General features: G+C 71.2%; 21 protein-coding genes. 15 read left to right on the forward strand and 6 right to left on the reverse strand.

Going from position 1 to position 25,965, the window contains the following annotated elements; genetic code table 11:
- Positions 1 to 408 carry a DUF2795 domain-containing protein gene (locus ACBJ59_RS44445; RefSeq protein ID WP_364127164.1) on the reverse strand — a complete coding sequence of 136 codons (408 nt, stop codon included), beginning with the start codon at positions 406 to 408 and terminating at the stop codon, positions 1 to 3.
- Positions 409 to 484: 76 nt separating this feature from the next.
- On the opposite strand from ACBJ59_RS44445, the gene ACBJ59_RS44450 reads away from it, so the two are divergent.
- From ACBJ59_RS44450 to ettA, 11 genes are all read left to right on the forward strand, one after another.
- Positions 485 to 1,564, forward strand: coding sequence for a GNAT family N-acetyltransferase (locus tag ACBJ59_RS44450; protein WP_375116126.1), 1,080 nt, complete (start codon positions 485 to 487; stop codon positions 1,562 to 1,564).
- 79 nt (positions 1,565 to 1,643) lie between these two features.
- Positions 1,644 to 2,819 (forward strand): precorrin-6y C5,15-methyltransferase (decarboxylating) subunit CbiE, encoded by a 1,176-nt coding sequence (gene cbiE / locus ACBJ59_RS44455; protein WP_375116127.1) that lies wholly within the window; start codon positions 1,644 to 1,646, stop codon positions 2,817 to 2,819.
- A gap of 70 nt (positions 2,820 to 2,889) precedes the next feature.
- A complete protein-coding gene (locus ACBJ59_RS44460) occupies positions 2,890 to 3,735 on the forward strand; it encodes a sirohydrochlorin chelatase (RefSeq protein WP_364127171.1) in 846 nt (281 codons plus the stop codon).
- 13 nt (positions 3,736 to 3,748) lie between these two features.
- Positions 3,749 to 4,819, forward strand: a complete 1,071-nt coding sequence (gene cobT, locus ACBJ59_RS44465; RefSeq protein WP_375116128.1) for a nicotinate-nucleotide--dimethylbenzimidazole phosphoribosyltransferase — start codon at positions 3,749 to 3,751, stop codon at positions 4,817 to 4,819.
- A gap of 42 nt (positions 4,820 to 4,861) precedes the next feature.
- The gene (gene speB / locus ACBJ59_RS44470) at positions 4,862 to 5,857 is read left to right on the forward strand and encodes an agmatinase (protein ID WP_375116129.1); all 996 of its coding nucleotides are present in this window, start codon (positions 4,862 to 4,864) and stop codon (positions 5,855 to 5,857) included.
- 80 nt (positions 5,858 to 5,937) lie between these two features.
- Complete coding sequence (cobA, locus tag ACBJ59_RS44475; protein ID WP_364127177.1) at positions 5,938 to 7,170, forward strand: uroporphyrinogen-III C-methyltransferase; 1,233 nt, start codon at positions 5,938 to 5,940, stop codon at positions 7,168 to 7,170.
- A 1,055-nt stretch (positions 7,171 to 8,225) separates the two neighbouring features.
- Positions 8,226 to 10,340 carry a dynamin family protein gene (locus tag ACBJ59_RS44480; protein WP_375116130.1) on the forward strand — a complete coding sequence of 705 codons (2,115 nt, stop codon included), beginning with the start codon at positions 8,226 to 8,228 and terminating at the stop codon, positions 10,338 to 10,340.
- Complete coding sequence (locus ACBJ59_RS44485) at positions 10,337 to 11,959, forward strand: GTP-binding protein (RefSeq protein WP_375116131.1); 1,623 nt, start codon at positions 10,337 to 10,339, stop codon at positions 11,957 to 11,959. The genes ACBJ59_RS44480 and ACBJ59_RS44485 overlap by 4 nt, the downstream gene beginning before the upstream one ends.
- A 496-nt stretch (positions 11,960 to 12,455) precedes the next feature.
- Positions 12,456 to 13,163, forward strand: coding sequence for a single-stranded DNA-binding protein (locus ACBJ59_RS44490; RefSeq protein WP_375116132.1), 708 nt, complete (start codon positions 12,456 to 12,458; stop codon positions 13,161 to 13,163).
- An 892-nt stretch (positions 13,164 to 14,055) separates the two neighbouring features.
- Entirely contained in the window at positions 14,056 to 15,348 is a 1,293-nt protein-coding gene (locus tag ACBJ59_RS44495; RefSeq protein ID WP_375116133.1) for a GGDEF domain-containing protein, read from the forward strand.
- Positions 15,349 to 15,800: 452 nt separating this feature from the next.
- On the forward strand, positions 15,801 to 17,465 hold the full coding sequence (gene ettA, locus ACBJ59_RS44500) for an energy-dependent translational throttle protein EttA (RefSeq protein ID WP_375116134.1): 1,665 nt from the start codon (positions 15,801 to 15,803) through the stop codon (positions 17,463 to 17,465).
- A gap of 44 nt (positions 17,466 to 17,509) precedes the next feature.
- Here ettA and ACBJ59_RS44505 read toward each other — a convergent pair whose 3' ends face one another.
- Genes ACBJ59_RS44505 through ACBJ59_RS44520 form a run of 4 tightly spaced genes read right to left on the reverse strand, consistent with a single transcriptional unit; the run spans position 17,510 to position 21,235 of the window.
- Positions 17,510 to 18,511 carry a helix-turn-helix domain-containing protein gene (locus ACBJ59_RS44505; RefSeq protein WP_375116135.1) on the reverse strand — a complete coding sequence of 334 codons (1,002 nt, stop codon included), beginning with the start codon at positions 18,509 to 18,511 and terminating at the stop codon, positions 17,510 to 17,512.
- 58 nt (positions 18,512 to 18,569) lie between these two features.
- The gene (locus tag ACBJ59_RS44510; protein WP_375116136.1) at positions 18,570 to 18,971 is read right to left on the reverse strand and encodes a hypothetical protein; all 402 of its coding nucleotides are present in this window, start codon (positions 18,969 to 18,971) and stop codon (positions 18,570 to 18,572) included.
- 3 nt (positions 18,972 to 18,974) lie between these two features.
- Complete coding sequence (locus ACBJ59_RS44515) at positions 18,975 to 19,922, reverse strand: ribonucleotide-diphosphate reductase subunit beta (protein ID WP_375116137.1); 948 nt, start codon at positions 19,920 to 19,922, stop codon at positions 18,975 to 18,977.
- Positions 19,919 to 21,235 (reverse strand): MFS transporter, encoded by a 1,317-nt coding sequence (locus tag ACBJ59_RS44520; RefSeq protein WP_375116138.1) that lies wholly within the window; start codon positions 21,233 to 21,235, stop codon positions 19,919 to 19,921. Before ACBJ59_RS44520 ends, ACBJ59_RS44515 begins: the two co-directional genes overlap by 4 nt.
- A 164-nt stretch (positions 21,236 to 21,399) precedes the next feature.
- Here ACBJ59_RS44520 and ACBJ59_RS44525 point away from each other — a divergent pair, with 164 nt between their 5' ends.
- From ACBJ59_RS44525 to ACBJ59_RS44540, 4 genes are all read left to right on the forward strand, one after another.
- The gene (locus tag ACBJ59_RS44525) at positions 21,400 to 21,912 is read left to right on the forward strand and encodes a VOC family protein (protein WP_375116139.1); all 513 of its coding nucleotides are present in this window, start codon (positions 21,400 to 21,402) and stop codon (positions 21,910 to 21,912) included.
- A 55-nt stretch (positions 21,913 to 21,967) separates the two neighbouring features.
- Positions 21,968 to 22,375 (forward strand): Zn-ribbon domain-containing OB-fold protein, encoded by a 408-nt coding sequence (locus tag ACBJ59_RS44530; RefSeq protein ID WP_364127204.1) that lies wholly within the window; start codon positions 21,968 to 21,970, stop codon positions 22,373 to 22,375.
- The gene (locus ACBJ59_RS44535; RefSeq protein WP_375116140.1) at positions 22,372 to 23,499 is read left to right on the forward strand and encodes a thiolase; all 1,128 of its coding nucleotides are present in this window, start codon (positions 22,372 to 22,374) and stop codon (positions 23,497 to 23,499) included. Before ACBJ59_RS44530 ends, ACBJ59_RS44535 begins: the two co-directional genes overlap by 4 nt.
- Before the next feature lie 78 nt (positions 23,500 to 23,577).
- The gene (locus ACBJ59_RS44540; RefSeq protein WP_364127209.1) at positions 23,578 to 23,829 is read left to right on the forward strand and encodes an SCO4226 family nickel-binding protein; all 252 of its coding nucleotides are present in this window, start codon (positions 23,578 to 23,580) and stop codon (positions 23,827 to 23,829) included.
- A gap of 47 nt (positions 23,830 to 23,876) precedes the next feature.
- Here ACBJ59_RS44540 and ACBJ59_RS44545 read toward each other — a convergent pair whose 3' ends face one another.
- Positions 23,877 to 25,964 carry an acetate--CoA ligase family protein gene (locus tag ACBJ59_RS44545; RefSeq protein ID WP_375116141.1) on the reverse strand — a complete coding sequence of 696 codons (2,088 nt, stop codon included), beginning with the start codon at positions 25,962 to 25,964 and terminating at the stop codon, positions 23,877 to 23,879.
- Position 25,965: the final 1 nt, after the last annotated feature.

The following is a 25,965-nucleotide window of genomic DNA, read 5'->3' on the forward strand; positions in this document are numbered from 1 at the left end:
TCACCACCTCCGCTTTTCCACGCCGATGCCGAGTGCCTTGGCGATGTCGGCCATGTTCACGAAACTGCGGTCGGGGAGGGCCTCGACCATGTCGATCACCGGGTCCGGGGCACCGTGGCGGTGGGCGCGTTCCAGCAGCTGGCGCTTGTCCGCCGGCCAGTGGGTGTCGCTCAGCCACTTGGCCAGGTCGCTGCGGACGTCGACGTCGCGCTGCGTCATGCCTTCGGGGACGCCGGGGGCGTGACCGGGCGGGTACGACTGCCGCGGCTCCTCACCGGCCGCCGGCATGGCCTCGGGCTCCTTCCACTCCTCGGCGTGCGTCGAGCCGCCACCGCGCATCATGCCCTCGGTCTCGTGCTTCTGCTCGTCGTCCAGGCGGGGCCCGTGCTTGTCGCTCCCACGTTCCATAGTTCCCTCACTCCTCTCAGTGCGCCCCTACCCCCGCTTTCGTGGGCAAACATCGCGGGTGTGTAGCCTGCCGAGCGTGTTCGATCCTGACGTGAGCATCGCCACGGCACGGCTTACGCTGCGGCCATTCGGCCTCAAGGACGCGCGCAGAGTCAGCTCCATCGTGGGGTCCGGCGTCCAGTTCCTGCCGCCGGGCGCCCCGGCCAGGCGCTCGGGCGTGCACCGGTGGCTCATGCACGACGTGCACGAGCTGCGTCGCTCCGGTCAGGGGGTCCACCTGGCCATGGCCGACGCCGACGGGCTCATCGTGGGCGCCATCAGCCTGTTCAAGACGTCGTGGACCGCCGGCACCGCCGAGGTCGGCTACGGCGTGCATCCCCTCTACCGGGGCCGCGGGTTCGCCACCGAGGCGGTACGCGGGCTGACCCACTGGGCGTTCAAGACGGTGGGGCTGCGCAGGATCGACCTGACGGCCAACCTGGACAACCTCGCCTCGCTCCGCGTGGCCTGCAAAGCGGGCTTCACCTGGGAAGGCGTGCTCCGGGACGCGGTCCTGGACGGCGACGGCACGCACGACCTCGTCATCTTCGGCCTGCTGCGCCACGACAGCGGCACGCGCACCGCCGCCCTGCCCAGGACGGAGCTGCGCACCGAGCGGCTGCTCCTCCGGCCGCAGGGGCCCCAGGACGTCCGGCACCTGACGGACACCGCCGCGGACCCGCTGTCGCAGGCGTACACGGGCGTGCCCCGTGACTACACCGAGGAGCACGCGCGGGCGTACATCGCCCACGCGGAGCGCCTGCGGATGAGGGGTCTGGGCGCCGTCTGGACGGCCGAGGAGCTCGGCACCGGCCGCTACGTGGCGAACGTGGACCTGCAGCACCTCGACTGGGACAACCGGACCGCCGAGGTCGGCTACATGGCCGCCCCTTGGGCCCGGGGCAGGGGGTTCACCGGCGAGGCCGTGCGGGCGCTCGCGCGCTGGCTGTTCGAGCAGCACGGATTCAGCCGGCTCCAGCTGCGCGCCGTCGTGGCCAACACCGCGTCGCAGCGGGTGGCGGAGAAGGCCGGGTTCGTCCGCGAGGGCGTCGCCCGCGCCTCGCTCGGCGGCGCGGACATGGTCATCTACAGCCTCATCCCGTCCGACCTGGCCTGAGGGCACACCGGACTGACCCCCGCACCCTTTGTGAATCTCCTCCGCAGCCGTCACCCTTGAGGTGAGGACGGTGAGGCGCATGATCACGGTTGTCGGCTGGGACGGGTCCGAGCTCTCGGCCAGGGCGGTGGACAAGCTGCACGAGGCCAGGCTCGTCGTGGGGCCGGACGCCATTCTCGGGCAGCTCAGGCTCACCGCGGCGACCGCGGCCGACGGGTCGCTGCTGGAGACCCTCGACGACCACCTCGAACATGGCGAGGGGCCCGCGGTCGTGGTCGCGGAGGGCGATCCCGGATTCTTCGGCGTCGTACGCACGTTGCGGGCACACGGCCTCAAGCCGGACGTCCTGCCCGCCATCTCGCTCGTGAGCCGCGCCTTCGCCTGCGCCGGCCTCAACTGGGAGGACGCCCTGGTCGTCGCCCCGTCCGGCCCCGGCCAGCTCAACCGGGCCGTGAACGCCTGCCGCGCCCATCCCAAGGTGGCGCTGCTCGTCGCGCCCGGCGTCGGCCCCGGCGAGATCGCCAGGGAGCTGGCGCCCACCACGCCGCGCGCGCTGATCGTGTGCGAGGACCTCGGCGGCCCCGACGAGCGGGTCACGCACAGCCGCATGGGCGAGGCCACCACCAGGCCGTGGAAGGACCCCGACGTGGTCCTCGTCATCGACCCGCTGCACCAGGCCAAGGAGCCGAGCTGGGTGGCCGGTGCCGGGCCGGGGCCCGCAGAGTGGGCGCTGCCGTTCGAGGGCGGGCTCCCGCCGGAGGTCAGGGCGTACGTGCTGGCCAAGCTGGGGCCCCGGCTCGGCGACCTGGTCTGGGACGTCGGCGCGGGCGTCGGCCAGATCGCCGTCGAGTGCGCCCGCCACGGGGCGGCCGTCATGGCCGTCGAGCGGGACGAGCAGCGGTGCGCCCAACTGCGCTCCAACGTGCTCGAACACGGCGTGAAAGTGGCTCTGACCAGGGGACAGGCGCCCCCGGCGCTCGAGCCGCTGCCCGACCCCGACGCCGTCTACGTGGGCGGCGGCGGCCTCGACGTGGTGGTGGCCTGCGCCGCCCGGCGCCCGCGCGTGCTCGTGTGCGCGCTGAGCAAGGTCGAGCAGGTCACCGCCGTGCTGGACCGGTTGCGCGAGCAGGGCTACCGTGGCGAGGGCACTCAGATCCTGGCCTCGAAGCTGACCCTCAACCCCGACGGTTCCCACCGCCTGACCGCCTCTGACCCCGTTTTCGTGGTGCATGCGACACCTGCGCACACAGCGTGACCTGTTCCCTACCGGTGCGCATCGGTTATCCTCGCGTGACTTTGTCTAGCGCACCGGAGAATCCCTCACAATGAAGCCGCCGCTCCTGCTGATCGGGCAGGGCTCACAGGACGACGCCTACGCCGCGGAGTTCGGCAGGTTCGTACACCGCCTGCGCTGTCGACTCGACCAGACCGGAGCGGACGTGTCGGGGGGCTATCTGGAGCGGGCCACGCCCCGGCTGAGCGATTCCGTCGCCTCCCTGGTCGCCAGGGGTCACCACCGGCTCGTGGCGCTGCCGCTGAGCCTCAGCCGGGTGGGCGAGGAGTTCCCCGCCGCGATGGCGCTGGAGCAGCAGCGGCACCCCACGCTGATGTACGACTACGGCCGCCCCCTCGGCCCCGACCCCCGCGTGCTGGCGCTGCTGGCCGAGCGGCTCAACGAGGCCGCCGCCGAGATCTCCAAGCCGCGCGCGCTGGAGCTGGTGGGGGCCAGGCCCCGGCTGCGCGCCGTGGACGCGATCCCGTCCGACGACCTCCTCACGCACGTCGAGCCGGGGGAGACCGCGGTCGTCCTGGTCGGCGAGGGCTCCACGGACGCGACCGCGAACGCCGAGATCCACCGCGTCTCCCGGCTGTTCTGGGAGACGCACGCCTACGACTTCATGACCGTCGAGACCGCGTTCGTGTCGGTCACCCCGCCCGGGGTGCCCGGCGGGCTCGAGCGCTGCCGCCGCCTGGGGGCCAAGCGGGTGATCGTGGTGCCGTACCTGCTGTTCGCGGGCGGCATGCTCGAGCGCGTGTGGGCCCAGGCGCTGGCGTACGGGGCGGGACACCCCGACCTCGACATCCGCTGCGCCGAGGTGATCGGCGACTGCGAGATCCTGGCCGACGTCGTGATCGACCGATACGAGGAAGCGCTCCAACTCGTTCCCTAAGTGGAGGTTCGTAGTGCTCGCTGAGACACTCGCCGCGATCCGCCCGGCAGACGCGCCGGCGCTCGCCGAGGCCCGCGCCCATCAGGACCGCCTCACCAAGCCCCGCGGTTCGCTCGGCGCGCTCGAGGAGATCGCGATACGCCTCGCGGGGGCGGCCGGCACCAGCCCGCCTCCCATGCCGGCGCCGGCGGCTCTGGCCATCTTCGCCGCCGATCACGGTGTGCACGCGCGCGGTGTCAGCCCGTGGCCGCAGGAGGTCACGGTCCAGATGGTCGCCAACTTTCTCGCGGGCGGTGCGGTGGCCAACGCCTTCGCCGCTCAGGCCGGCGCGTCGGTGACCGTGGTGGACGTCGGCGTCGCCGCCGACCTGCCCGACGCGCCCGCCCTGGTCAAGCACAAGATCGCGTACGGCACCGCCGACCTGTCCAAGGGCCCGGCCATGACCGTCGACCAGGCCGTCAGGGCCCTGGAGGCCGGCATCGTCGTGGCCAGGGACCTGGTGGCCAAGGGCGCGCGCTGCCTGATCACCGGCGACATGGGCATCGCCAACACCACCGCCTCCGCCGCGCTGATCTCCGTCTTCACCGGCAAGGACCCGGCCGAGGTGACCGGCAGGGGCACGGGGATCGACGACGAGACGTACGAGCTCAAGGTCGGCATCGTCCGCGAGGCCCTGCGCGCGAACGCGCTGTCGGACGCCTCGACGTCGCCCAGCGAGGCGCTGCGGGCCCTGGCCGCCGTCGGCGGGTTCGAGCACGCGGCCCTGGCGGGCTTCATCCTGGCCGGCGCCGCGGCGCGGGTGCCCGTGATCCTGGACGGCGTCATCGCCGGCGCCGCCGCCCTCGTGGCCGCCGCGCTCGATCCGGCCGTCACCGACCACTGCGTGGCGGGCCACCGCTCCGCCGAGCCCGGCCACGCCGCCGCGCTCGCCCACCTCGGGCTGCGCCCGCTGGTGGACCTGGAGCTGCGGCTCGGCGAGGGGACGGGCGGGCTGCTGGCGCACCCGATGGTGTGCGCGGCCGTACGCGTGATGCACGACGTGGCCACGTTCGATTCGGCGGGAGTGACCGAAAAGCCCGTGTGATGATGGAGACACTGGAGGTGCTCAGTGTCTCGATATGGACCGATGTACGGCCCTGACATCACGTTTCTCGGCGTCGACCGATGCGACGTCAACGACCCGGCGAGCTACGAGGGCGCCGACGTGGTGATCATCGGCGCCCCGTTCGACGGCGGCACCTCGAACCGGCCGGGCGCCAGGTTCGGCCCGATGGCGCTGCGGCAGGCCTGCTACCTGCCGCACGACGGCTCCCGGCCCAGCCTGGCGCTGCGCGTGGACGCCCTGCGGGACCTGCGGGTGCTGGACGCCGGTGACGTGGAGTGCTATTCGGGCGACGTCGAGGGGGCGCTGTCGGCGATCGAGGAGGCGGTGCACCGGGTAGCCGCCTCGGGGGCGATCCCGCTGGTCCTCGGGGGTGACCACACGGTGGCGCTGCCGGACGCGCGGGGCACGGCCAGGGCGTACGCGGCGGGACGTACGTCGATGATCCACTTCGACGCGCACGCCGACACCGGGGACATCGCCTTCGGCCACCTGTACGGCCACGGCCAGCCCATGCGGCGGCTCATCGAGTCCGGGGCCATCCGCGGCGACAGGTTCCTGCAGATCGGGCTGCGCGGCTACTGGCCGGAGCCCGAGACGCTCGGCTGGATGGCTTCGCAGAAGATGCGTTCATATGAGATGACCGAAATTGTGGCTCGCGGGCTTGACGAATGCCTGACGGAGTCGTTCCGGATCGCGCTCGACGAGTGCGACCAGATCTTCCTGTCGGTGGACATCGACGTCTGCGATCCCGGCCACGCGCCCGGCACCGGCACGCCCGAGCCGGGCGGGCTCACGGCCAGGCAGCTCCTCGATGCGGTTCGCCGGATCTGCTATGAAATGCCGGTGGCCGGAATGGAGGTGGTCGAGGTGGCGCCGCCGTACGATCACGCCGACATCACGGCCTACCTCGGGAACCGGGTTATCCTTGAAGCCTTGTCAGCGATGGCCAGACGCCGTAAGGACGATGAGGGCGGGCCTCGCTGGGATCCCCGGCAACCTCTTCTCGACGGTCGTTAACCCGTGCGCAGCAAATGACACATGCGGAGCCGGTAGGTTTAGCTGCTAAACACAACCTTCGCGAACGGGAGATTCCCCCCATGGGTCCCTACCTCCTCGGCCTGCGGCTTTCCGGCCGCCGGGTCCTCGTCGTGGGTGGCGGCCGTGTCGCCCAGCGGCGCGTTCCCGCGCTGCTAGAGGCCGGTGCGGAGGTCACCGTCGTGTCGCCGTCCGTCACGCCGGCCCTCGACGACCTGATCGCCGCGGGCAGGGTCACGTGGCACGCCCGGCCCTACGAGGTCGGCGACTGCGACGGGGCCTGGCTCGTGCAGGCGTGCACCGATGAGAGATCCGTCAACACGGCGGTCGCCGCCGAGGCGGAGGCCAAGCGCGTGTGGTGCGTGCGGGCCGACGACAAGGACGCCTCCGCCGCCTGGACACCCGCCACGGGGCGGGTCGACGAGATCAGCGTGGCCGTCACCGCGGGCGGCGACCCGCGCAGGGCCGCCGGCATCCGTGACGCGATCGTCGAGGCGCTGCGCGACGGCACGGTCGACGCCCGGCGCAACCGCACCAAGCCGGTCGGCGTGGCGCTCGTCGGCGGTGGCCCCGGCGATCCCGGCCTGATCACCGTGCGCGGGCGGCAACTCCTCGCCCAGGCCGACGTGGTGGTCGCCGACCGCCTCGCGCCCCGGGCGCTGCTCGACGAGCTGGCCCCCGACGTCGAGCTGATCGACGCCGCCAAGGTGCCCTACGGCCGGTCGCTGTCCCAGGAGACGATCAACGAGCTGCTCGTGGACCGCGCCAGGCAGGGCAAGTTCGTGGTCCGGCTCAAGGGCGGCGACTCGTTCGTGTTCGGGCGCGGCGGCGAGGAGATGATCGCCTGTGCCCAGGCCGGCATCCCGGTGCTGATCGTCCCCGGCATCACCAGCGCCGTCGCGGTGCCCGCCGCCGCCGGGGTGCCGGTGACGCATCGCGGGGTGAGCCAGGAATTTCACGTCATCTCCGTGCACGTGGCACCCGACGACCCCAAGTCCACCGTCGACTGGCCCGGCCTGGCGCGTTCCCAGGGCACGCTGGTGCTGATGATGGCCGTCGAGCGGCTGGCGAAGGTCGCCGAGGCCCTGCTTCGCGACGGACGTTCGCCGGAGACTCCCGTAATGGTGGTACAGGACGGTACCCTTCCGACCCAGCGGGCGGTAATCGCTTCGCTTTCCACCGTGGCCGACCGCGTGTCCGCGGCTGGGATACGGCCGCCGGCGATCGTCATCGTCGGCGACGTCGTGAGGGTCGGCCAGGAGGTCGAGATGGTTCGAGCGGAGCGCTTGCCGTGAACACGGCCATGGATGACGGGCGGCACGAGTCACCCGGGGAGCAGACGTTGAGCTTCCGCCCGGTGACGGATGATGACCTCGACGAGGTCCGGGACGACGACGCCCTGGACGGCGAGGGGACGGCGCGCGACAAACGCGCCGACCCCGGCACGCCCGACGGGCCCGACCACCCGGCCCCCCACGACCCCCGCCCCGACCAGGCCGCCCGAGACGCACCGGCCGAATCGCCCGGCCGCGACCCGCGCGCCGGGTCAGCCGGGCGCGATGCCCCGGGCGGTCCGGCCGGGCGGGATGCCCTGGATGGGTCGGCCGGGCGGGATGCCCGGGACGCTTCCACCGGGCGCGATGCCCGGGACGCTTCGGCCGGGCGGGATGCCCGGGCCGAGGCTGCCGACCGTGAGGCCGATGAGGGCTCTGCCGGTCAGTGGTTCCGTGGCGAGCCCGCCGTCCGCGGGGCTCGTGAGGAGCCCCCTGCTCGACGGCCCTCGCTCTTCGAGAAGCCTGCCGCGCTGCGGCGGCCCCCGGCGGCCGACGGCCCCTCGGGGCACCGGCCACCGCCGGGCTTCGACGACCAGCCGGCCCCTGAGGGGCGGCCTGGCGCTCAGGGAAGGCCCGGAGCTCAGGGACGGCCGGACGCTCAGGGACGGCCTGGCGCTGAGGGGCAGCCGGACGCTCAGGGAAGGCCCGGAGCTCAGGGACGGCCGGATGCCCAGGGACGGCCTGGCGCTGAGGGGCGGCCGGATGCCCAGGGACGGTCGGACGCTGAGAGGCGGCCGCGTTCTGGGGTGTGGCCCGGTCCTGAAGGACGGCCAGGCGATGACGGGCGGCCAGGCGCTGGGGGGCGGCCGGATGCTGGGGCGTGGCCGAGTTTCGAGGAGCCGGAGCCATCATCCCCATCCTCGGAGCGCCCTTCGCTCTTTGTGCGGCCCGCCGCGCTCGGCGGTCCCGGCGCCCGTACGACCCCGCCCGCCTCGGACGATGCGCCCCCGGCCCCGGACACCGCGAGGTCCTGGGACAGGCACGAGCCCCGCGACGAGCAGCCACCGGCCACGGACGTGCCATCCGCCGAGGCCCAGCCGCCTGTGACCGACGAGGAGCCGCCTGCTGCCGTCGAGCCCGCATCCGACGCCGACCCGTATACGCCGGTCTCCGAGGCAGACTCCCAGGTCGAGCCGGCTTCGTCAGACGTCGCCGAGGCCACCGTGGGAGCGGAAGACGCGGCGGAAACGGAAGACGCGGAGCCGGACGAGCGTGCGGACAGTGCTCACCCCGCTGACGGCGCAGACCTTGCGGGCCGCGCCGAACCGGCGGACAGCGACGAGCCCGCCGAGGGCACCGACGCCGTACAAGCCGCAGACCACCGCCTTGCGGACGCCGCGGACACCGAGGACACCGAGGATGACGGTGAACCGGCGGACGATGCCGGCGAGGGCGAGGGCGAAAGTGAGGGCGACACCAGCGCTTCCGCCGGCACCACCACCTCAGACGACCCCAAGACCACCCCGGGCAAGGGCGAGGTGCTGGAGGAGTTGCCCGCCGAGGCCGCCGAGGCGCTGATGTCGGCGCTCGACGCCCTCCGCGAGAGCATCGCCGACCTGCGTTTCGGCCTGGACCTGCCCGGCTCCGAAGAGGCCAAGCAGGCACAGGCGGAACTGCTGGCCCAGCTGGAGGACTACGTCCTGCCCCGGGTGCGGACCAGCGCCGCCCCCGCCCTCATCGTGATCGCGGGCTCGACGGGTGCCGGCAAGTCCACCCTAGTCAACAGCCTGGCCGAGAAGAACGTCTCCCGCACCGGCGTACGCCGCCCGACCACCGGCACCCCCGTCCTGGCCTGCCACCCGGAGGACCGCAAGTGGTTCGCCGAGGGCGAGCTGCTCCGCGGCCTCGAGCGGCTGGACAAGCCCGAACCGGAGGCCGGGATGCGCAGCCTGGTCATCGTCGCGACCGAGAAGCTGCCCCAGGGCGTGGCGCTGCTCGACACCCCCGACATCGACTCGGTGGTCGAGGAGCACCACGACGTCGCCCACCGCATGCTCGACGCCGCCGACCTGTGGGTCTTCGTGACCACGGCGGCCCGCTACGCCGACGCCCCCGCCTGGAACCTGCTGCGCCTGGCCAAGGAGCGCGGCGCCCGCCTGGCGATCGTCCTGTCACGGGTGCAGGAGAAGTCCGCGGACGTGGTGCTCAAGCACTTCGTACGCATGCTCACCGAATACGGGCTGGGCGACATCGACAGGTTCGTCATCCACGAGTCGAAGGTGGCCGACGGCAGGCTGCCCGACAACGAGGTGACCGACCTGCGGCTCTGGCTGGCCGAGCTGTCGGTGGACGAGGAGCGGCGGGCCCAGGCCGTACGCGAGACGCTCAACGGCGTGCTCAACAGCTTCCGCACCCGCGTACCCGCGCTGGCCAAGCACCTGGAGGCGCAGGTCGCGTTCAGGGCGGAGCTGCGCAGCGACGTCGAGGCGGCCTTCCGGGGCGCCCTCGTCGAGATCGACAAGACCTCGAAGAACGGCTCGCTGCTGCGTGGTGAGGTGCTCGCCCGCTGGCAGGACTTCGCGGGTTCCGGCGACCTCATGCGCTCGCTGCAGGTGCGCAAGCGCAGCCGGGCGGCCAAGCAGGCGCCGGAGCGCGTGCTGGCGTTCAAGGCGGCGATCCGCACCGGGCTCGAATCGGTGATCGTCGCCGCCGCCAACCGTGCCTCGGAGGAAGTGGTCGCGCGCTGGCGGCACCGTTCGGAGCTGGGGGCCAAGCTCGGGGAGAACCTCGACAGGCCGTCCGACAATCTCGTACGCCACACCGGCCGGACCATCGCGTCCTGGCAGGAGCATCTCAGCGAGCTCGTACGCACGGAGGGCGTGGCCAAGCGGTCGGTCTCGAAGCTGGTCTCGTTCGATCCGGACTCGCTCGCACTGATCTTCATGGTCGCCATGTTCAGCGGTGGCAACGGCGAAGGCGTGCCGCACCGGCTGGTCAACGCCCTGCTCGGTGCGGAGTCGCTGCGCGGCATCGGCGCCAAGGCGCTCAGTGATCTGCGGGCCAGGATCGGCGTGCTGTTCGACGAGGAGGCCATGCGTTACGTGCAAGCGCTCGACTCCGCGGGCATTCCCGACGACTCCGTCGCGACCCGGCTCTATCAGGCAACGTACAACCTCGAGGTCGCTCGATGACCACCATGACCACCAGACCGGGGCTCGCTCCGCGATTGGCCGCGCTCACCAAGGTGGTGGAGCTGGGCCCGGGGCGGCTGGACAAGAAGCTGCTCAACGAGGCCAACGGGCTGCTGCTGCGGGCCGGGGACCGGCTGAAGCTGTCGTCGGAACACACCGTCGTCGCCCTCGCGGGCGGTACGGGCAGCGGCAAGTCGTCGCTGTTCAACGCGATCTCCGGGCTGGAGCTGTCGCCCACCGGCGTACGCAGGCCGACCACCGCCCGCACCCACGCCTGCGTGTGGGGGCTGGAGGGCGCCGGGCCGCTGCTCGACTGGCTGCAGATCCAGTGGCGGCACCGCTTCTCGCGGGCCAGCGCGCTCGACAAGGGCGACAGCCAGCTCCACGGGCTGATCCTGCTCGACCTGCCCGACCACGACTCGATCAGGGCGCTCACCGACACCGAGGCCGACCGGCTCATCGGGCTGGCCGACCTGGTGGTGTGGGTGCTGGACCCGCAGAAGTACGCCGACGCCTCCACGCACCGGCGCTACGTGACGGAGCTGGCCGGGCATGACGCGGTGACCGTGTTCGCGCTCAACCAGGCGGACCGGCTGACCACCGAGGAGCTGGCCGAGCTGGTCATCGACCTCAACGACCTGCTGCGCAGGGAAGGCGTCGAGCACCCCAGCGTCGTACCGACCTCGGCCGTCACCGGGCGGGGCGTCGAGAGCCTCAAGAGCGTCATCGCGACCGCGGTCGCCCGGCGGCGCGCCGCGATCCAGAAGCTCGAAGCGGACCTGCACCGGCTGGAGCAGAAGCTCAGCCAGGCCATGCCGATGGGGGAGGCGCTGTCCGCGCCGTCCACGGTCGACGAGGCCCGCCGGATGGGGCTGACGGACGCGTTGTGCGACGCGGTGGGCGTGCCGGCCGTGGGCGAGGCCATGGAGAACGTCTACGCGGAGCGGTCGAGCCGCTGGGTCGGGTGGCCGTACCCGAGGTGGATCGGGAAGTTCCGTACCGACCCGCTGAAGAGCCTGCGGCTGGAGGACGTCGGGGAGGAGATCCGCGGCATCGCGACCACCTCGGTGAGCGCCCAGTCGGCCGAGGTGGCCAACGCGGTGCAGGCCCTGGCCGACGGGCTGTCCATGGGGATGCACCCGGTGTGGCGTACGGCCGTGCACCAGGCGGCCCGATCCCGCTCCGGCCAGCTCCCGCAGGCCCTGACGGAGGACCTCGCGGAGGTGGCCCCGCAGCTCGACCGGGTGCCGGGCTGGTGGCGGGCGCTCAAGGTGTGGCAGTACTTCCTGGTGGTGGCGTTCGTGGCCGGCCTCGCCTGGCTGGTGGTCGGCCTGCTCATGCCCGGGCAGCTGCCGCCCTCGCTGGAGTTGCTTGGTGAGAGCGCGACGCTGCCGTGGGTGGGGCTGATGATGGCCTCCGTGCTCGGGCTCGGGGCGTTGTCCGGCATCGCGTCCCGGAACTTCGTGGAGCTCGGGGCGTCGCGGGAGCGGGAGCGGCTCGAGCGGGAGATGAGACGCCGGGTCGCGGCCGTGTCGGCCACCATGGTGGTGGAGCCGGTGGAACGCGAGCTGGGCCGCCACCACTCCTTCTACACGGCCATGCGGGACCTGTCGGTGTGACGTCGACGCGAGCGGGCCCACACCGGCGGGCCCGCTCCGTCCCGTACGAACCACGCGCGCTCGCCACGTCCGACCCCGGTTTCAAAGCGCATCGCGCAGGCCGCCGTCGCTGACGAGGTCGGAGCCGTCGAAGTTGAGTGCCTTGCCGGAGGTCAGGAACGCGACAAGTGCGGCTGTTTCGGCCGGTTCGGTGATGCGGGATGTCCGGTGGACATCCCGATCGTGGCGGGCAGGGTGTCGAGCAGCTCTTCGCGCGAGATGCCGGCCCGGATCGCGATGAGTCCACCGGTGCTGCCGGGATCGGTCCACACTGCGGTACGTACCGGGCCGGGTGAGATGGTGTTGCCCCTGGCACCGCGGGGCCCTTCGTCCACAGCCGCCGGCCGTCGCCACATCCCTGTCCACAGAACCGCGTTCGGCCGTCCCCGGCCATGCCCTCCCGCGGCACCGTGTTCCCAGATCGCGGGCAGCCGGCCCGCCGCATGGGAGGCATGGGATGAACGACATCTACATCACGCTTACCGGCAACGTCGCGGCAGAGCCGAGGCAGTACAGCTTCGACGAGGGCACCAAGGTCACCTCGCTGAAGGTGCTCACCTCGCACCGTTACTTCGACAAGAAGACGGGTCAATGGGCGGACGGGGAGAAGGTCTGCTTCACGGTCCGCTGCTGGCGGGCCCTAGGAGAAAACGTCGCAGCCTCCGTACGGGCGGGCCATCCCGTGGTGGTGTCGGGCAAGCTGCGCATCCGCGAGTTCGGCGCCGAGGGTGACCGCCGCTTCATGCCCGAGATCGAGGCCAGCGCGGTGGGACACGACCTCCGCTGGGGCACCGGCGTCTTCAGCAAGCCGGAGCGGACCGGTGGCGGCTCGATGAGCAAGGAGATGCGTGACCGGCTGGACGAGGAAACCCGCGACTGGGCCATGGGCACCCGCCCCCACCGCCGCCCAGGCGACGGCCGCGATGCGGTGCGGCACCTGGGGTTGAACGACGGCACCGTACGCATGCTGGGCTCGGAGGATGACGGCACCATGCCTGCCGCCACTGTCTCGGAGGAGAGCACCGTACGCGTGCTGGGTGCGGATGACGACACAGTCCGCGTCCTGGGCGTGGACGACGACGGAAAGGGCCGCGATACGGGATCCGAGGAGTCGGATGCCGAAGGAGACCTCCCGGCGACGATGAAGGATCGAGCGGCGGCCTAGCGACGGTCGCGCCGTAGGGGCGCCGAACCGCCACATCGGCGCCCTCGCACCCCCCGGGGGGGAGTGGACAGCGCGCCCTGCGATGGGTGACCAGCACCGATAACGCCGTCACGCATTTTCGGTCCGACGGGCCGCGCCCAGGGGTGTGGCCTGGGGGTGCAGTCCGACGGGTGCGGTCCGGTGGGCGCGTTCCCACGGGGACGGCCCCACGGGGTGTGGCCCGGCGGGTGCGGTTCAGGGATGCGGTCCGACGGGCGCGGTCCCACGCTTGGCCAGATGTCTCGGCAACCCGACGCTCATCTGCGGCGTTCGCCATGAGCTGGCTCAGGACGCCCGGTCGGGACACGCGTCTGTCAGAGGCGGAGGCGAAACCGGCCGGCGCCCCTGGCGAGTCGATGATCGGGCAGGCGATGGGCGACATGGGTGCTGAGTTGCTGTGCCGTGCCTTGTGCGCGGCCGCTGTGTACGGGCGCCGCGTACGGCCGCTGTGCAGGGCCGCTGTGCAGGGCGCTGTGCACGGGCGCCGTGTACGGCCGCTGTGCACGGGCGCTGTGCAGGGGATTCCTTATGGCTGGTGGTCCCAGAGCCGGGTCGCAGTGGGGAGAGAGCGCGAGGAACAGTGCGAATGGAGGGGGGAGGGGGCACCGGCCGGGTCCCGTATTGACACCCCCGAAGGACGGCCGATGGTGTGTTGCCCGCGTCAGATGGCTAGAGCATCTGTCATGTCCAGGTCACGCCCCGCACCATGGCTGCTCCTTTCCAGCACGGCTCTCCATCACGACCCCGCTCGTGGAGTGAACAGGTGTGGTCTCTGCCAACGTATCGGTTCCCATCGCACAACGCACACTCCGCAATTATTGTGTTACACATCGTTAGTCAGGGAGGAGACGAGATGGCGGTGACCAGTCACGCCTCGATCAAGTCTCGCGACGTTGTGTCAACGCTGGCCGATCGCTGGCCCTTGCTCGGGCAACGTCGTCCGCTTGTGCTCTACTTGTGCGCGATAGTCGCTCTTGATCTCGTCGCGATCGTGATGTTCGCGGCGTCCACCACCTTCCAGTGGCGGGACGCGCTCACGTTCTGCGCCCTCATGGGGTGTGGCGCCGTGTGCATCGAGGCCACCAGGCGTCTCGGCATGCCAGCCGGGGTGTCGCGAGACCTGTTGTCGGCCTGGTGGTTGCCGGTGGCGCTGCTCTTGCCCCCGGTCTATGCCCTTTTCGCGCCCATTGTGCTGCAGATCCTGCTGCAGATCCGGGTGCGGGCGACGGTGCTGTACCGGCGGGTGTTCAGCTCGGCCGCCATCGGCCTGGCCGGATGTACGGCCTCCGTCGTGTTCCACCGGTTCGTGGACGACCCGGCGGTGCTGTCGCGGGGGAGCGGGCCACCGATTCTCTTCGCGGTGGCGGCCGCGGTGCTCTTCTCCCTGCTCAACATCGCCCTCATCGCCGTCGCCGCCCATCTGGAAGATCCCGACAGCACCTGGCGGGAGGTTCTGTGGGACAGGGAGAAGGTGCTGCTGGACATCGTCGAGCTCTGCCTGGGCGTGTCGGTCTCCATCGGCTGCGGGCTGAACCTCGGCCTGCTCGTTCTCGCGCTACCGCCTGTGGTGCTGCTGCAGCGCAGTCTCCTTCATGCGCAGTTGCAGGCCGCCGCCCGTACCGACGCCAAGACCGGCCTGCTCAACGCCGCCGCCTGGCAGCGGGAGGCCGACACCGAGATCGTCCGAGCCCGCCGCACCGGTGACACGCTGGCACTTCTGATCATCGATATCGACCATTTCAAGCGCGTCAATGACGCTCATGGCCACCTGGTCGGTGATCAGGTTCTGGTCGGGGTGGCATCCATGCTGCGCAGTCAGTTGCGCGACTATGACGTTGTGGGGCGGTTCGGGGGTGAGGAGTTCGTCGTCCTCCTACCGGGCGCCGACGACGACGAGGCCCGCCGCGTGGCCGAACGCCTGCGCGTCCGCATCGGGCACATGGCCGTGCCCGTTGACGACACGTTGATCAAAGTGACGATCTCGGTGGGGGTGGCGCTGATGAGCGTCCACGGTGACGATCTGATCGACTTGCTGACGGCCGCCGACCTGGCGCTCTATCGGGCCAAGGAGTTGGGTCGAGACCGTGTCTGCATCCCCGCCGTCCAACCCCCACCCCGTACCATCCCCGACGATCCCGCCCCTTGATTTCCTCAGCCCTTTGATTCCCCGCCTCTTGCTGTCCTCGCCCTCTGTCCCCGGCCACCGTCCCTCGCCCACTGACCCTCGCCCACTGACCCTCGCCCACCGTCCCTCGCCCACTGACCCTGGTCACCGTCCCTGGTCACCGTCCCTCGCCCTCTGACGGTCGACACCGTCCCTGGCCCACGTGGTCATGTCCGTCGCCACCGTCCGTCGCCCACGCTCGGCGTTCACACACGGCATCCGTGCGTACCTGGGCTGGTGGTTCGGGGCTTGAGGTTGCTGCCCCCTGGGGGGCGCGTACCGCGTGCAGGTGGGGGGCCGGGTCTGTGCGGTGGTGATTTTCGCTGGGTTTGTGGCTTTGGGGTGGGCTTTCTGCCCCCTGCGCGCAAAAGGGCCCCGGGGCTACTCGGGACGAGCGGCGGAAGCCTGGGTTGGGAGCCCCTAAGCTAGGGGGCATGCCGGAGTACATCTATACGCTGCAGCGCGTGCGCAAGGCGCACGGCGACAAGGTTGTCCTTGACGACGTCACGCTGTCGTTCCTGCCCGGAGCCAAGATCGGTGTTCTGGGGCCGAACGGCACCGGGAAGTCGACGCTGCTCCGGATGATGGCCGGCCTGGAGCAGGCGTCCAACGGTGAGGCCAAGCTCATGCCGGGCTTCACGGTCGGCATGCTCCAGCAGGAGCCGCCGCTCAACGAGGAGAAGACGGTCCTCGGCAACGTGCAGGAGGGTGTCGCCGAGACGATGGCGATGCTCCAGCGCTACAACGACATCGCCGAGCAGATGGCCACCGACTACAGCGACGAGTTGCTGGAGGAGATGGGCAAGCTGCAGGACCAGCTCGAGCACCGCAACGCCTGGGACCTCGACAGCCAGCTCGAGCAGGCCATGGACGCGCTGCGTTGCCCGCCGCCCGACGCCGAGGTGACCAAGCTGTCCGGTGGTGAGCGCCGCCGGGTCGCGCTGTGCAAGCTGCTCCTCGAGGCGCCCGACCTGCTGCTGCTCGACGAGCCCACCAACCACCTCGACGCCGAGAGTGTGCAGTGGCTGGAGCAGCACCTGGAGAAGTACGCCGGCACGGTCCTGGCCGTCACCCACGACCGCTACTTCCTCGACAACGTCGCCGGCTGGATCCTGGAGCTCGACCGGGGCCGTGCGTATGCCTACGAGGGCAACTACTCCACCTACCTGGAGGCCAAGACCCAGCGGCTCAAGGTCGAGGGCCAGAAGGACGTCAAGCGGAAGAAGCGCCTCGAGGACGAGCTGGAGTGGGTCCGGTCCAACCCCAAGGCCCGCCAGACCAAGAGCAAGGCCCGTCTCCAGCGCTACGAGGAGATGGCGGCCGAGGCCGACAAGTTCCGCAAGCTGGACTTCGAGGAGATCCAGATCCCGCCGGGCCCGCGTCTGGGCACCACGGTGATCAAGTCCGACAAGCTGACCAAGGGGTTCGGCGACCGGCTGCTGATGGAGGGGCTGACGTTCGACCTGCCACGTAACGGCATCGTCGGCATCATCGGCCCCAACGGCGTCGGCAAGACCACGCTGTTCCGCATGATCATCGGTAGTGAGACGCCCGACACCGGTTCGATCGTCGTCGGTGACACGGTCAAGATCTCCTACGCCGACCAGAGCCGGGGCGGCATCGACCCCAACAGGAACGTCTGGGAGGTCGTCTCCGACGGGCTCGACCACATCAAGGTCGGCAACGTGGAGATGCCGTCCCGGGCGTACATCGCGGCGTTCGGGTTCAAGGGTCCCGACCAGCAGAAGAAGGCCGGGGTGTTGTCGGGTGGCGAGCGCAACCGGCTCAACCTGGCGCTCACCCTGAAGCAGGGCGGCAACGTGCTGCTGCTGGACGAGCCCACCAACGACCTCGACACCGAGACGTTGTCGTCGCTGGAGAACGCGCTGCTCGACTTCCCGGGCTGCGCGGTGATCACCTCCCACGACCGGTGGTTCCTCGACCGCATCGCGACCCACATCCTGGCTTGGGAGGAAGGGTCGAACTGGTTCTGGTTCGAGGGCAACTTCGCGGACTATGAGAAGAACAAGATCGAGCGGTTGGGAGCCGACGCGGCCCGTCCGCATCGGGTGACCTACAGGAAGTTGCACCGCGACTGATCGGGTGACCTACAGGAAGGTGCGCCGCGACTGATCGGGTGACCTCAAAGCTCCGGGTCCCACCATCCGCGGCGAGCTGCCAGCACGCCCGCCTGGAACCGGCTGGTCGCGGACAACCGGGCCATCAGCGCCTGGATCCGGCGTTGCACGGTCCGGTAGCCGATGCCGAGCTGCCGGGCGATTGCCTCGTCCGACAGCCCGTGCGCGAGCAGGGAGACGATCCGCCGCTCGACCTCACTGAGCGGTGGATCGCCGGCCCGCTCCTCGCCGCCCCGCTCCTCCCCGGCCACCGCCTCGAACGGCTGCGCCTGCGCCCACAGCAGCTCGAACAGCGTGGACAGGGCGTCCAGCAGCGAGGACGGATGCACCAGGATGCACGAGTCGAGCACCCGGGGCGTGGCGCGGAGCGGGATGAGCCCGAGGTCGTCGTCGGAGAGGATCATCTTCATCGGCACGTTGGGGAAGATCCGCACCTCCTCCCCGGCGGCCACGCCGCGCTCGATCTTCTCCGCCTGCCCGTCCACCCGTAACATCCCGCGCTCGTGGATGAAGCGCCGCCGGACGCCCCGGTCGGTGACGTTCGCGGTGGAGGAGATCTCGCCGCCCTCGCTGGCCTGCGCGTACGGCGGGGCGTCGATGCCCCGGATGACGTCCTTGGCCCGTCGCAGGAGCTGCTGGCCGCACCGGGCCACGGCGTCGGGCCCGGAGATCACCTCGATCAGCTCGGCGGCGTCGCGGCCGGACCGGGCCCTCCGGTGCCGCTCGCCGAGGTGCTGGGCCAGCGCGCGGACGCGTTCGATGTCGCGCTCGCGGGCCAGCAGCAACACCTCGATGGCGGGCTCGGGCGGCAGGGCGGCGTACCGTGCCGGCTGGCCGGGCACGCGGCTGATCAGCCCGCGGTCCTCCAGCCGGTGCAGCACCTTGCCGAGGACGCCCGGCTCGACGGTGGTCAGCCCGGCCAGCTCGTTCTCCGTGAGCGGTCCACCTTCGACCAACGCCAGGTACGCCTCCTCACCCCAGTGGTCGACCCCCAGCACCTCGAGCACGATGACTCCTCCCCGCCCGGCCCCGGGGAGATGTTAGAGGAGTCGCATGACCCGCCTGTCAAGGCACCCGGGCCAGCGCGGCCAGCGACTCCACGAAGAAGTAGATCACCCGGAAGAACGCCAGCACGTTCCCCCGTTCGAGGCGCAGCCCCCGGTACATCACCACCCGCCCCGGGTCGGCCCCTTCCCGGAGCTCCCGCCAGGTGGCCTCGGAGGCGGCCAGCACGTAGTCGGCGGCGCCCGGGTCGGTGGTGATCCGCGCGTCCACGCACTTGCCGCCCTCCCAGGCCAGCACCAGGTACGCGCCCGTCTCCCGCACGCCCAGCGCCCACGTGGCGGTGTAGCCCTCCCGGGCCCGGTCGATCCACTGCCAGTACGACGGCAGCTTGCCGTCCTGCTCGGGACCGGCGTCCACGGCGACGCGCACGGCCTCGGCCCATTCGTCGGTGAAGAAGCCCATGTGTCAGCCCCCGGCGAGCTCTGGTTCGATACGGGAGACCTTCTCCTGGATGTCCGGCGGAATCGCGATGCCCACGTCGGTCAGCTTCATGTGGAGTTGCCGGATCATGAGCCGCCTGACCTCCTCCGGCGTCCAGCCCAGCGACTCCAGCGCGAGCCTGCGGCTGGTGGCGCCGTTGATGGCCAGGATCGTCCGCAACGTCTCGTGGATCTGCAGCAGCAGCCGCGGGTCCTCCTGCACGGAGTCGCGCAGGAACCGCATCCCGAACTGCACGTGCCGGGCCTCGTCGCGGCAGGTGGCGGTGAACCCGGTGTAGTAGCCGGGCAGGAACCCGCGCTCCCGGCAGTAGGTCAGCGTGATCTTCATGACGGACAGCGCCAGCACGCCCTCGATCCACAGGAAGTACGTGGTGCCGTAACGCACCCGGGCGGCCGGGTCCTCGGGATCCTTGCGCAGCTCGTCGGCCTGGTACGCGAGCAGCCCGAACGGCCCCACGAACGTCTCCGACACGTGCTCGAACGACGCGTCCAGCACCTCCTGCACGGAGTCGCCCGGCATGCCGACCACCTCGCGGTAGAAGCGGTCGAAGAACACTGTGTGCCGGGCCTCGTCCTCGATCTGGCTGGACATGTAGATCTTGGACTCCTCGGAGCCGCCCAGCATGAACACCGGCAGCTCCACCTCCACCTGCCGCTCCCCGTGGTGGAAGCCGGCGGAGATCCCGACGAAGGCGTCGCGCTCCTCCTGCGTCATGCGCTCGCGCCAGTCCACCACGTCCTGGGAGAAGTCGAGCTCGTAGACGTCCCAGCGCTGGCGCAGGTAACGCTTGTAGAGCTCGGTGTAGCCGGGCAGCCGCTTGAGGTCGCGGTGCACGTACGCCAGCACGTCGTCGATGTCGAGGTCGCGCAGCCCGCGCAGGTCGGCGCCGGCGACGTCGGACGGCTCGGTCATCCTTCGGCCTCCCCGAGTGCGACCGCGGCGCGCGTGCGGGCGGGGCGCCGCCACGGCCCATTGAACAACATGATCGCCGGGATGAACAGGACGAGACAGCCCAGGGCGACGAACAGCCACGTCTGCCAGTTCGTGGCCTCGACCACGTACGGGATGACCAGCAGGCCGATCACGGCGATGCCCTTGCTGAGGAACCCGAACAACCCCCACGCGGTGCCCTGCAGGCGCGGGTCGGCGTCCTCGGCGTCCTCGGAGTAGTTGGCCATCCAGGGGGCGTACGCGACGCCGAGCGAGCCGCCGAGCAGCGCGCCGACGACCATCAGCGTGCCGGTCGACACGCCCTCCTGGCCGAGTGAGACGGCCAGGTAGGCGGTGACGAGGACGGCCGCGACGGTGCCGCCGAGGGAGAACGGCTTGCGCAGCTGCGTACGGTCGGACAGCCGCCCGGTCACGATCAGCGTGATCAGGTTGAGGCTCCAGAAGGCCGCCATGATGGTGGAGGCCTCGGCGCTGCTGATGCCCAGCGCCCCGACCAGCATCGTCTGCCCGAACAGCGACAGCGTGATGTAGAGCACCAGCCACAGCGAGATCCCGACGACGTGCGCCCAGATGTTGCGCCGCCGGAACAGCGAGCGCATGGTCGCCGGCCGGGTGAGGTCCACGACCTCGGTGGCGGCCCGCTCGGTGTGCTGGATCCGGGCGCGCAGCTCGGGGGACAGGTCCGCGATGTTGAACGCGATGACCGCCGAGATGACCAGCGAGAAGCAGCCCATGATGACGAACTGCGAGCGCCACGAGTCGTTGAAGATCGGCAGGGTCCACCCGGCGACGGCGGCGGCCAGGAAGTTCGCGCCGACGGGGCCCCAGGTCCAGAAGCCGAACGCCTGGGCCCGCCCGAGGCGCGGGGAGAAGTCACGGATCAGCGGCGCGGTGCTGGCCATGGCCACGCCGTCCACGAACGCCAGCACGATCCTGGCGATCAGCAGGTCGCGCGGGCTCTGCACGAGCGTCATGGCGAAGCAGCACACCGCCGTCAGCGCCATGAGGGGGATGAGCAGCCGGACCCGGCCGAGCCGGTCGGTGAGCCGCCCGCCCAGGATGGAGGCGATCGCGCCGGCCACCGCCGCCGTGCCCGACACCGCGCCGTACGTGGCCAGCGTCATGTCGAGGTCTTTGAGCAGCAGGGGCACGACGGGCGCGATCTGCCCTTCGTAGGAGCCGATGAGGATGGCCAGCACGGCCATCGTGAGGATCTTCATGCGGCGGGCGCCGGTCGGGTACTCGTCGAGCTCACGGACGTAGGACAGCCTCATGGCCAGCCTTTCTGATCGGGCCGAACCCCCCGTGTTGTTCTAGAAGCTAGCTCTAGAATTCCTTTCTGCGATGCTGCTCCTCACATTCGGCTCCGTCAAGAGTGAGCGCGCCGCCAGCGGCTAGAATGAAATTCTAGGATTGTCGAAAGTGAGGAGCCCCCCGCGTGGACCTGGAACTGGACGGCCTCGAGGTGCACTTCGACCACACGGCCGTGGCCGCGCCCCGGATCAGGGATCTGCTGCCGATCTACCGTGACCTGCTCGGCGGCCGGCATCTGGGCGGCGGCGGTGACAACCGGATGGCCGGATACCGGACGCTGCAGCTCACGTACGCCAACGGCGGCAAGGTCGAGCTCATGGAGCCGCTGGCCGGGTCGGCGTTCTTCGACAGCTTCTTCGAGCTCACCCGCGGCCGGGGCGGCGTCCACCACCTGAACTTCCACGTCAGCGACCTGGCGGCGGCCGTGGCCAGGCTGACCGGGCGCGGCTACCGCCTGCACGGGCTCAACCAGGCGGATCCGCGCTGGCAGGAGGTGTTCCTGCACCCGAAGGAGGCGCACGGCGTGCTGATCCAGCTCGCCCAGCCGGGCCCGCGCCATCCGGACGACGCGCGCCCGACCCTGGAGGAGGTGCTGGCCGGGCAGGGCAGGAACGGCAACCGCATCCCGAGCCCTTGAGTCCTGACAGAACCTAGATCTAGAGTGTAATTCTAGAACTAGATTGGGGAGGCCGATGAAGCCGGCACCTAAGCCCACGCCCGAGACCCAGCCGTTCTGGGACGGCACGGCCGCGGGCGAGCTCAGGATCCAGCGCTGCCAGACGTGCGCGCGGCACTACTTCTATCCCCGGCCGAGCTGTCCCCGCTGCGGCGGAGACCAGGTCGAGTGGGTCCGCGCCAGTGGCCGCGCGACCCTGTACTCCTACGTCATCAACCACCGTCCGGCCCCCGGGTTCGAGGACGAGGGCCCGTACGCGATCGCCGTCGTGGAGCTGGAGGAGGGCGTGCGCATGATGACGAACATCGTGGGCGTGGCGAACACCCCGGAGAACCTGCCGCTGGACATGGAGCTGCGGGTGGTGTTCGAGCGGCGCGGGGACGTCTGCGTGCCGCTGTTCGAGCCGGCCGGAGGCGCCCGATGACCGTCGTGATCGCCGGCGCCGCCGAGACCGACGAGGTGGGCCGCCTGCCCGGCCACTCCACGATGCAGCTGCACCTGGAGGCCGCCAGGAACGCGCTCGCCGACGCGGGCATGACCATCCACGACATCGACGGCGTCGCCACGGTGGGGACGCCCGGCCCGATCCAGATCGCCCACGCTCTCGGGATCACGCCCGCCTGGCTGGACGGCACGGGCGTGGGCGGGTCGTCGTTCCTCTTCCACGTACGGCACGCGGCCGCCGCCATCAGGGCCGGGCTGTGCGGTACCGTGCTGATCACCCACGGCGAGTCGGGCCGCTCGCGCGTCGGGGCCGGGCGCTTCGGCATGGGGATGGACTCGCTGCTGGGGCAGTTCGAGCTGCCGTACGGCGTGGTGGGGCCGCCCACGTCGTTCACGATCACGGCCCTGCGCTACATGAAGGAGACCGGTCTCACGCACGAGCAGCTCGCCGAGGTCGCCGTCGCGCAGCGGCGCTGGGCCCACCTCAACCCGCGGGCGATGTACCAGGACCTCATCACCGTCGAGGACGTGCTCGCCTCGCGCCTGGTCGCCTACCCGTTCCACCTGCTGGAGTGCTGCCTGGTGACCGACGGCGGCGGCGCCCTGATCGTCACCTCGGAGGAGCGGGCCCGCCGCGCCCCGGTCTACCTGCTGGGCTCGGGGGAGGCGGCGGAGTCGCCGATCATCTCGCAGATGGAGGACTTCACCACCTCGAAGGGCTTCCGGCTGTCGGGCGAGGCGGCCTTCGCCGAGGCCAAGATCACGCACGAGGACGTGGACCACCTCATGGTGTACGACGCCTTCGCCCACGTGCCGATCTACGGCCTGGAGGACCTGGGCTTCGTCGGCCGGGGCGAGGCCGGGGCGTTCATCGCCGAGGGCCACACCTCACCCGGCGGCCGCCTGCCCCTGAACACGAACGGCGGCGGCCTGTCGTACACGCACACCGGCATGTACGGCATGTTCGCCATCCAGGAGTCGGTACGCCAGCTCCGCGGCGAGGCGGCGGCCCAGGTGCCCGGGGTGGAGGTGAGCGTCGTCCTGGGCAACGGCGGCATGTTCGCCTCCGCCGCCACTCTGGTGCTGTCGAACCGTCTCCCCTGACCGCGGTGGCACGGGATGGCACGTGATGGAACGCCTTTCCTGGAAAGGGCACACCTGACGCAGGAGGAGGGATTCGCGATGCCGAAATTCATGGACGTGCACAGCGGATTCATCGGGGCCACGGAGGAGCAGCTGCGCGCGGCGCACGAACGTGACCTGGCGATCGAGGGGGCCGAGGGGGTGCACTTCGAGCGCGCCTGGCTCGACCCGGACTCGGGGAAGGTGTTCTGCCTGTCGTCGGGGCCGTCGAAGGAGGCGGTGCTGCGCGTGCACGAGAAGGCGGGGCACCCGACGACCGAGATCTACGAGCTGCCGGTGGAGGTGGAGTAGTCCCCGGAAGGTGAAATGGGCGGCCCCCGGGGTCGCCCATTTCCCGCTCAACGCCAGGTGACCAGCGCGTCCAGCGCCTCCACCCGGGAACCGGTGACGAGCAGCGGGTTGACCTCCAGCGACTCCAGGCCGTCACCCAGCGACCCGGCGAACGCGGCGATGCCCGCGACCACCCCGGCCACGGCGTCCAGGTCCGCCGGCTCGGCGCCCCTGGCCCCATCCAGCAGGGCCGAGCCCCGTAGCTCCGACAGCGCCGTACGCACCTCGGCGGCGTCCACCGGCAACACCCGCAGCGCCGTGTCGCGCAGCACCTCCACCCAGACCCCGCCGAGCCCGACGGCCAGCGTGAGCCCCCAGGCGGGATCGCGTACCACGCCGACCAGCAGCTCCACGCCGCCGGTGCGCTGCGGCTGGACGAGCACGCCGTCGAGCGACGGCAGCGCCGCGGCCAGCTCCCGGTACGCCCGCCGCACCTCCGCGGCCCCGCCCAGGCCGAGCCGGACCCCGCCGATGTCGCTCTTGTGCCCGAGCCCCTCGGCCGCCACCTTGAGCACCACCGGATAACCGAACCGCTCGGCCGCCGCCACCGCCTCCGCCTCGTCCCGCGCCAGCTCGGAGGGCACCACCGGCAGCCCCGCCGAGGCCAGCAGCGCGGCGGCGCGATGCTCGGCCCACACGCCGTGCGCCCCTGGCGGCCGGGCGGGCTCGACGGCCCGGGGCGGGGCCGGGGGCCGGGACAGCGCCCTGGCCCGCGTCTCCGACCACCGCACCGCCGCGCCGATGGCGTGCATCCCGTGCTCGATCCCGCCCGCCACGTACGGGTACCCGGTCTCCCGCTGCACCCGCCGCCCGAACTCCGTCACGTCGGTCAGCACGTTGCTCACCACCACGACCGGCACCGGCGAGGCGGCGATGCGCTGCGCGCTGGCCGCGTACATGGCCAGGACCGGTGCCGGGTCGGGCGGTGGCACCCTGGGCGGCTCCGACAGCAGCATGATCAGGTCGATGCCCGGGTCGGCGGTGACCGCCTCCAGCGCGCGGCCGAGGAGGGTGCGGTCGATGAGGACGTACCCGGTGACGTCGAGCGGGTTCTGCACGGTGCCGAAGGACGGGACGATCTCCGCCAGCCGGGCCACCGTCTCCGGCGCGAACGGCGGCAGCTCCAGCCCCTCGTCCTCGGCCCGGTCCGCGATGATCTCCGAGGCCCCGCCGGACGGGGTGACGACCCCGACCCGCCGCCCCGGCAGCGGCCCCGTCGAGGCGAGCAGCCCCGCCGTGATGATGAGGTCCTCCAGCGAGCGCACCCTGATCACCCCGAGCCCGCGCAGCGCCGCGTCGATGACGTCGTCGTCGCCCACCAGGGCCCCGGTGTGCGCCTGCGCGGTGTGCGAGGCCAGCTTGCTGCGGCCGATCTTGAGCGCCACGATCGGCTTGCCCGCCTCCAGCGCGCGCCGCGCCACGCGGGAGAACTCGGCCGGGTTCCTGATCGTCTCCAGGAAGAGCGCGATGACCTTGGTGGCCGGATCGTCCACCAGATAGTCGATCACGTCGGTGACCGCGACGACCGACTCGTTGCCCATGGAGGTGAGCAGGCTGACGCCCACGTTGCGGGCCTGCGCGAAGGCCAGCACCGAGCTGGCCAGCGCGCCGCTCTGCAGCACCACGCCGACCTCGCCGCGCAGCAGCGGCGGGGGGATGGGCAGCCCGTACGGGGTGATGCCGGCGGCGGCGTTGATGTACCCGTTGCCGTTCGGCCCGAGGATCGTCAGCCCATTTTCCACGGCGAAAGCCGAAATTTCCGACTCCAGCCGCGCCCCCTCCTCCCCGGCCTCCCCGAACCCGGCCGTGAGGATCACGTAGCACCGGATCCCCAGCTTGGCCCCTTCCCGCAGCACGCCCAGCACGGCCGCGGTCGGCACCATCACGTACGCCAGGTCCACCGGCTCCGGGATCTCCGTCAGGCTCCGGAACGCGGGCGAGCCGTGCACGACGCCACCCCGGGGGTTCACCAGGTGAACGGGCCCGGGGAAGCCGTGGGCACGCAGGTTGGCCAGCGTGCTGATCGACCACCCCGACTTGTCCGTGGCCCCCACCAGGGCGATCGAACGCGGATTGAACAGTTCCCCGACCGACATG

The organism is Nonomuraea sp. MTCD27 (assembly GCF_041950495.1).
Classification (GTDB): Bacteria; Actinomycetota; Actinomycetes; order Streptosporangiales; family Streptosporangiaceae; genus Nonomuraea.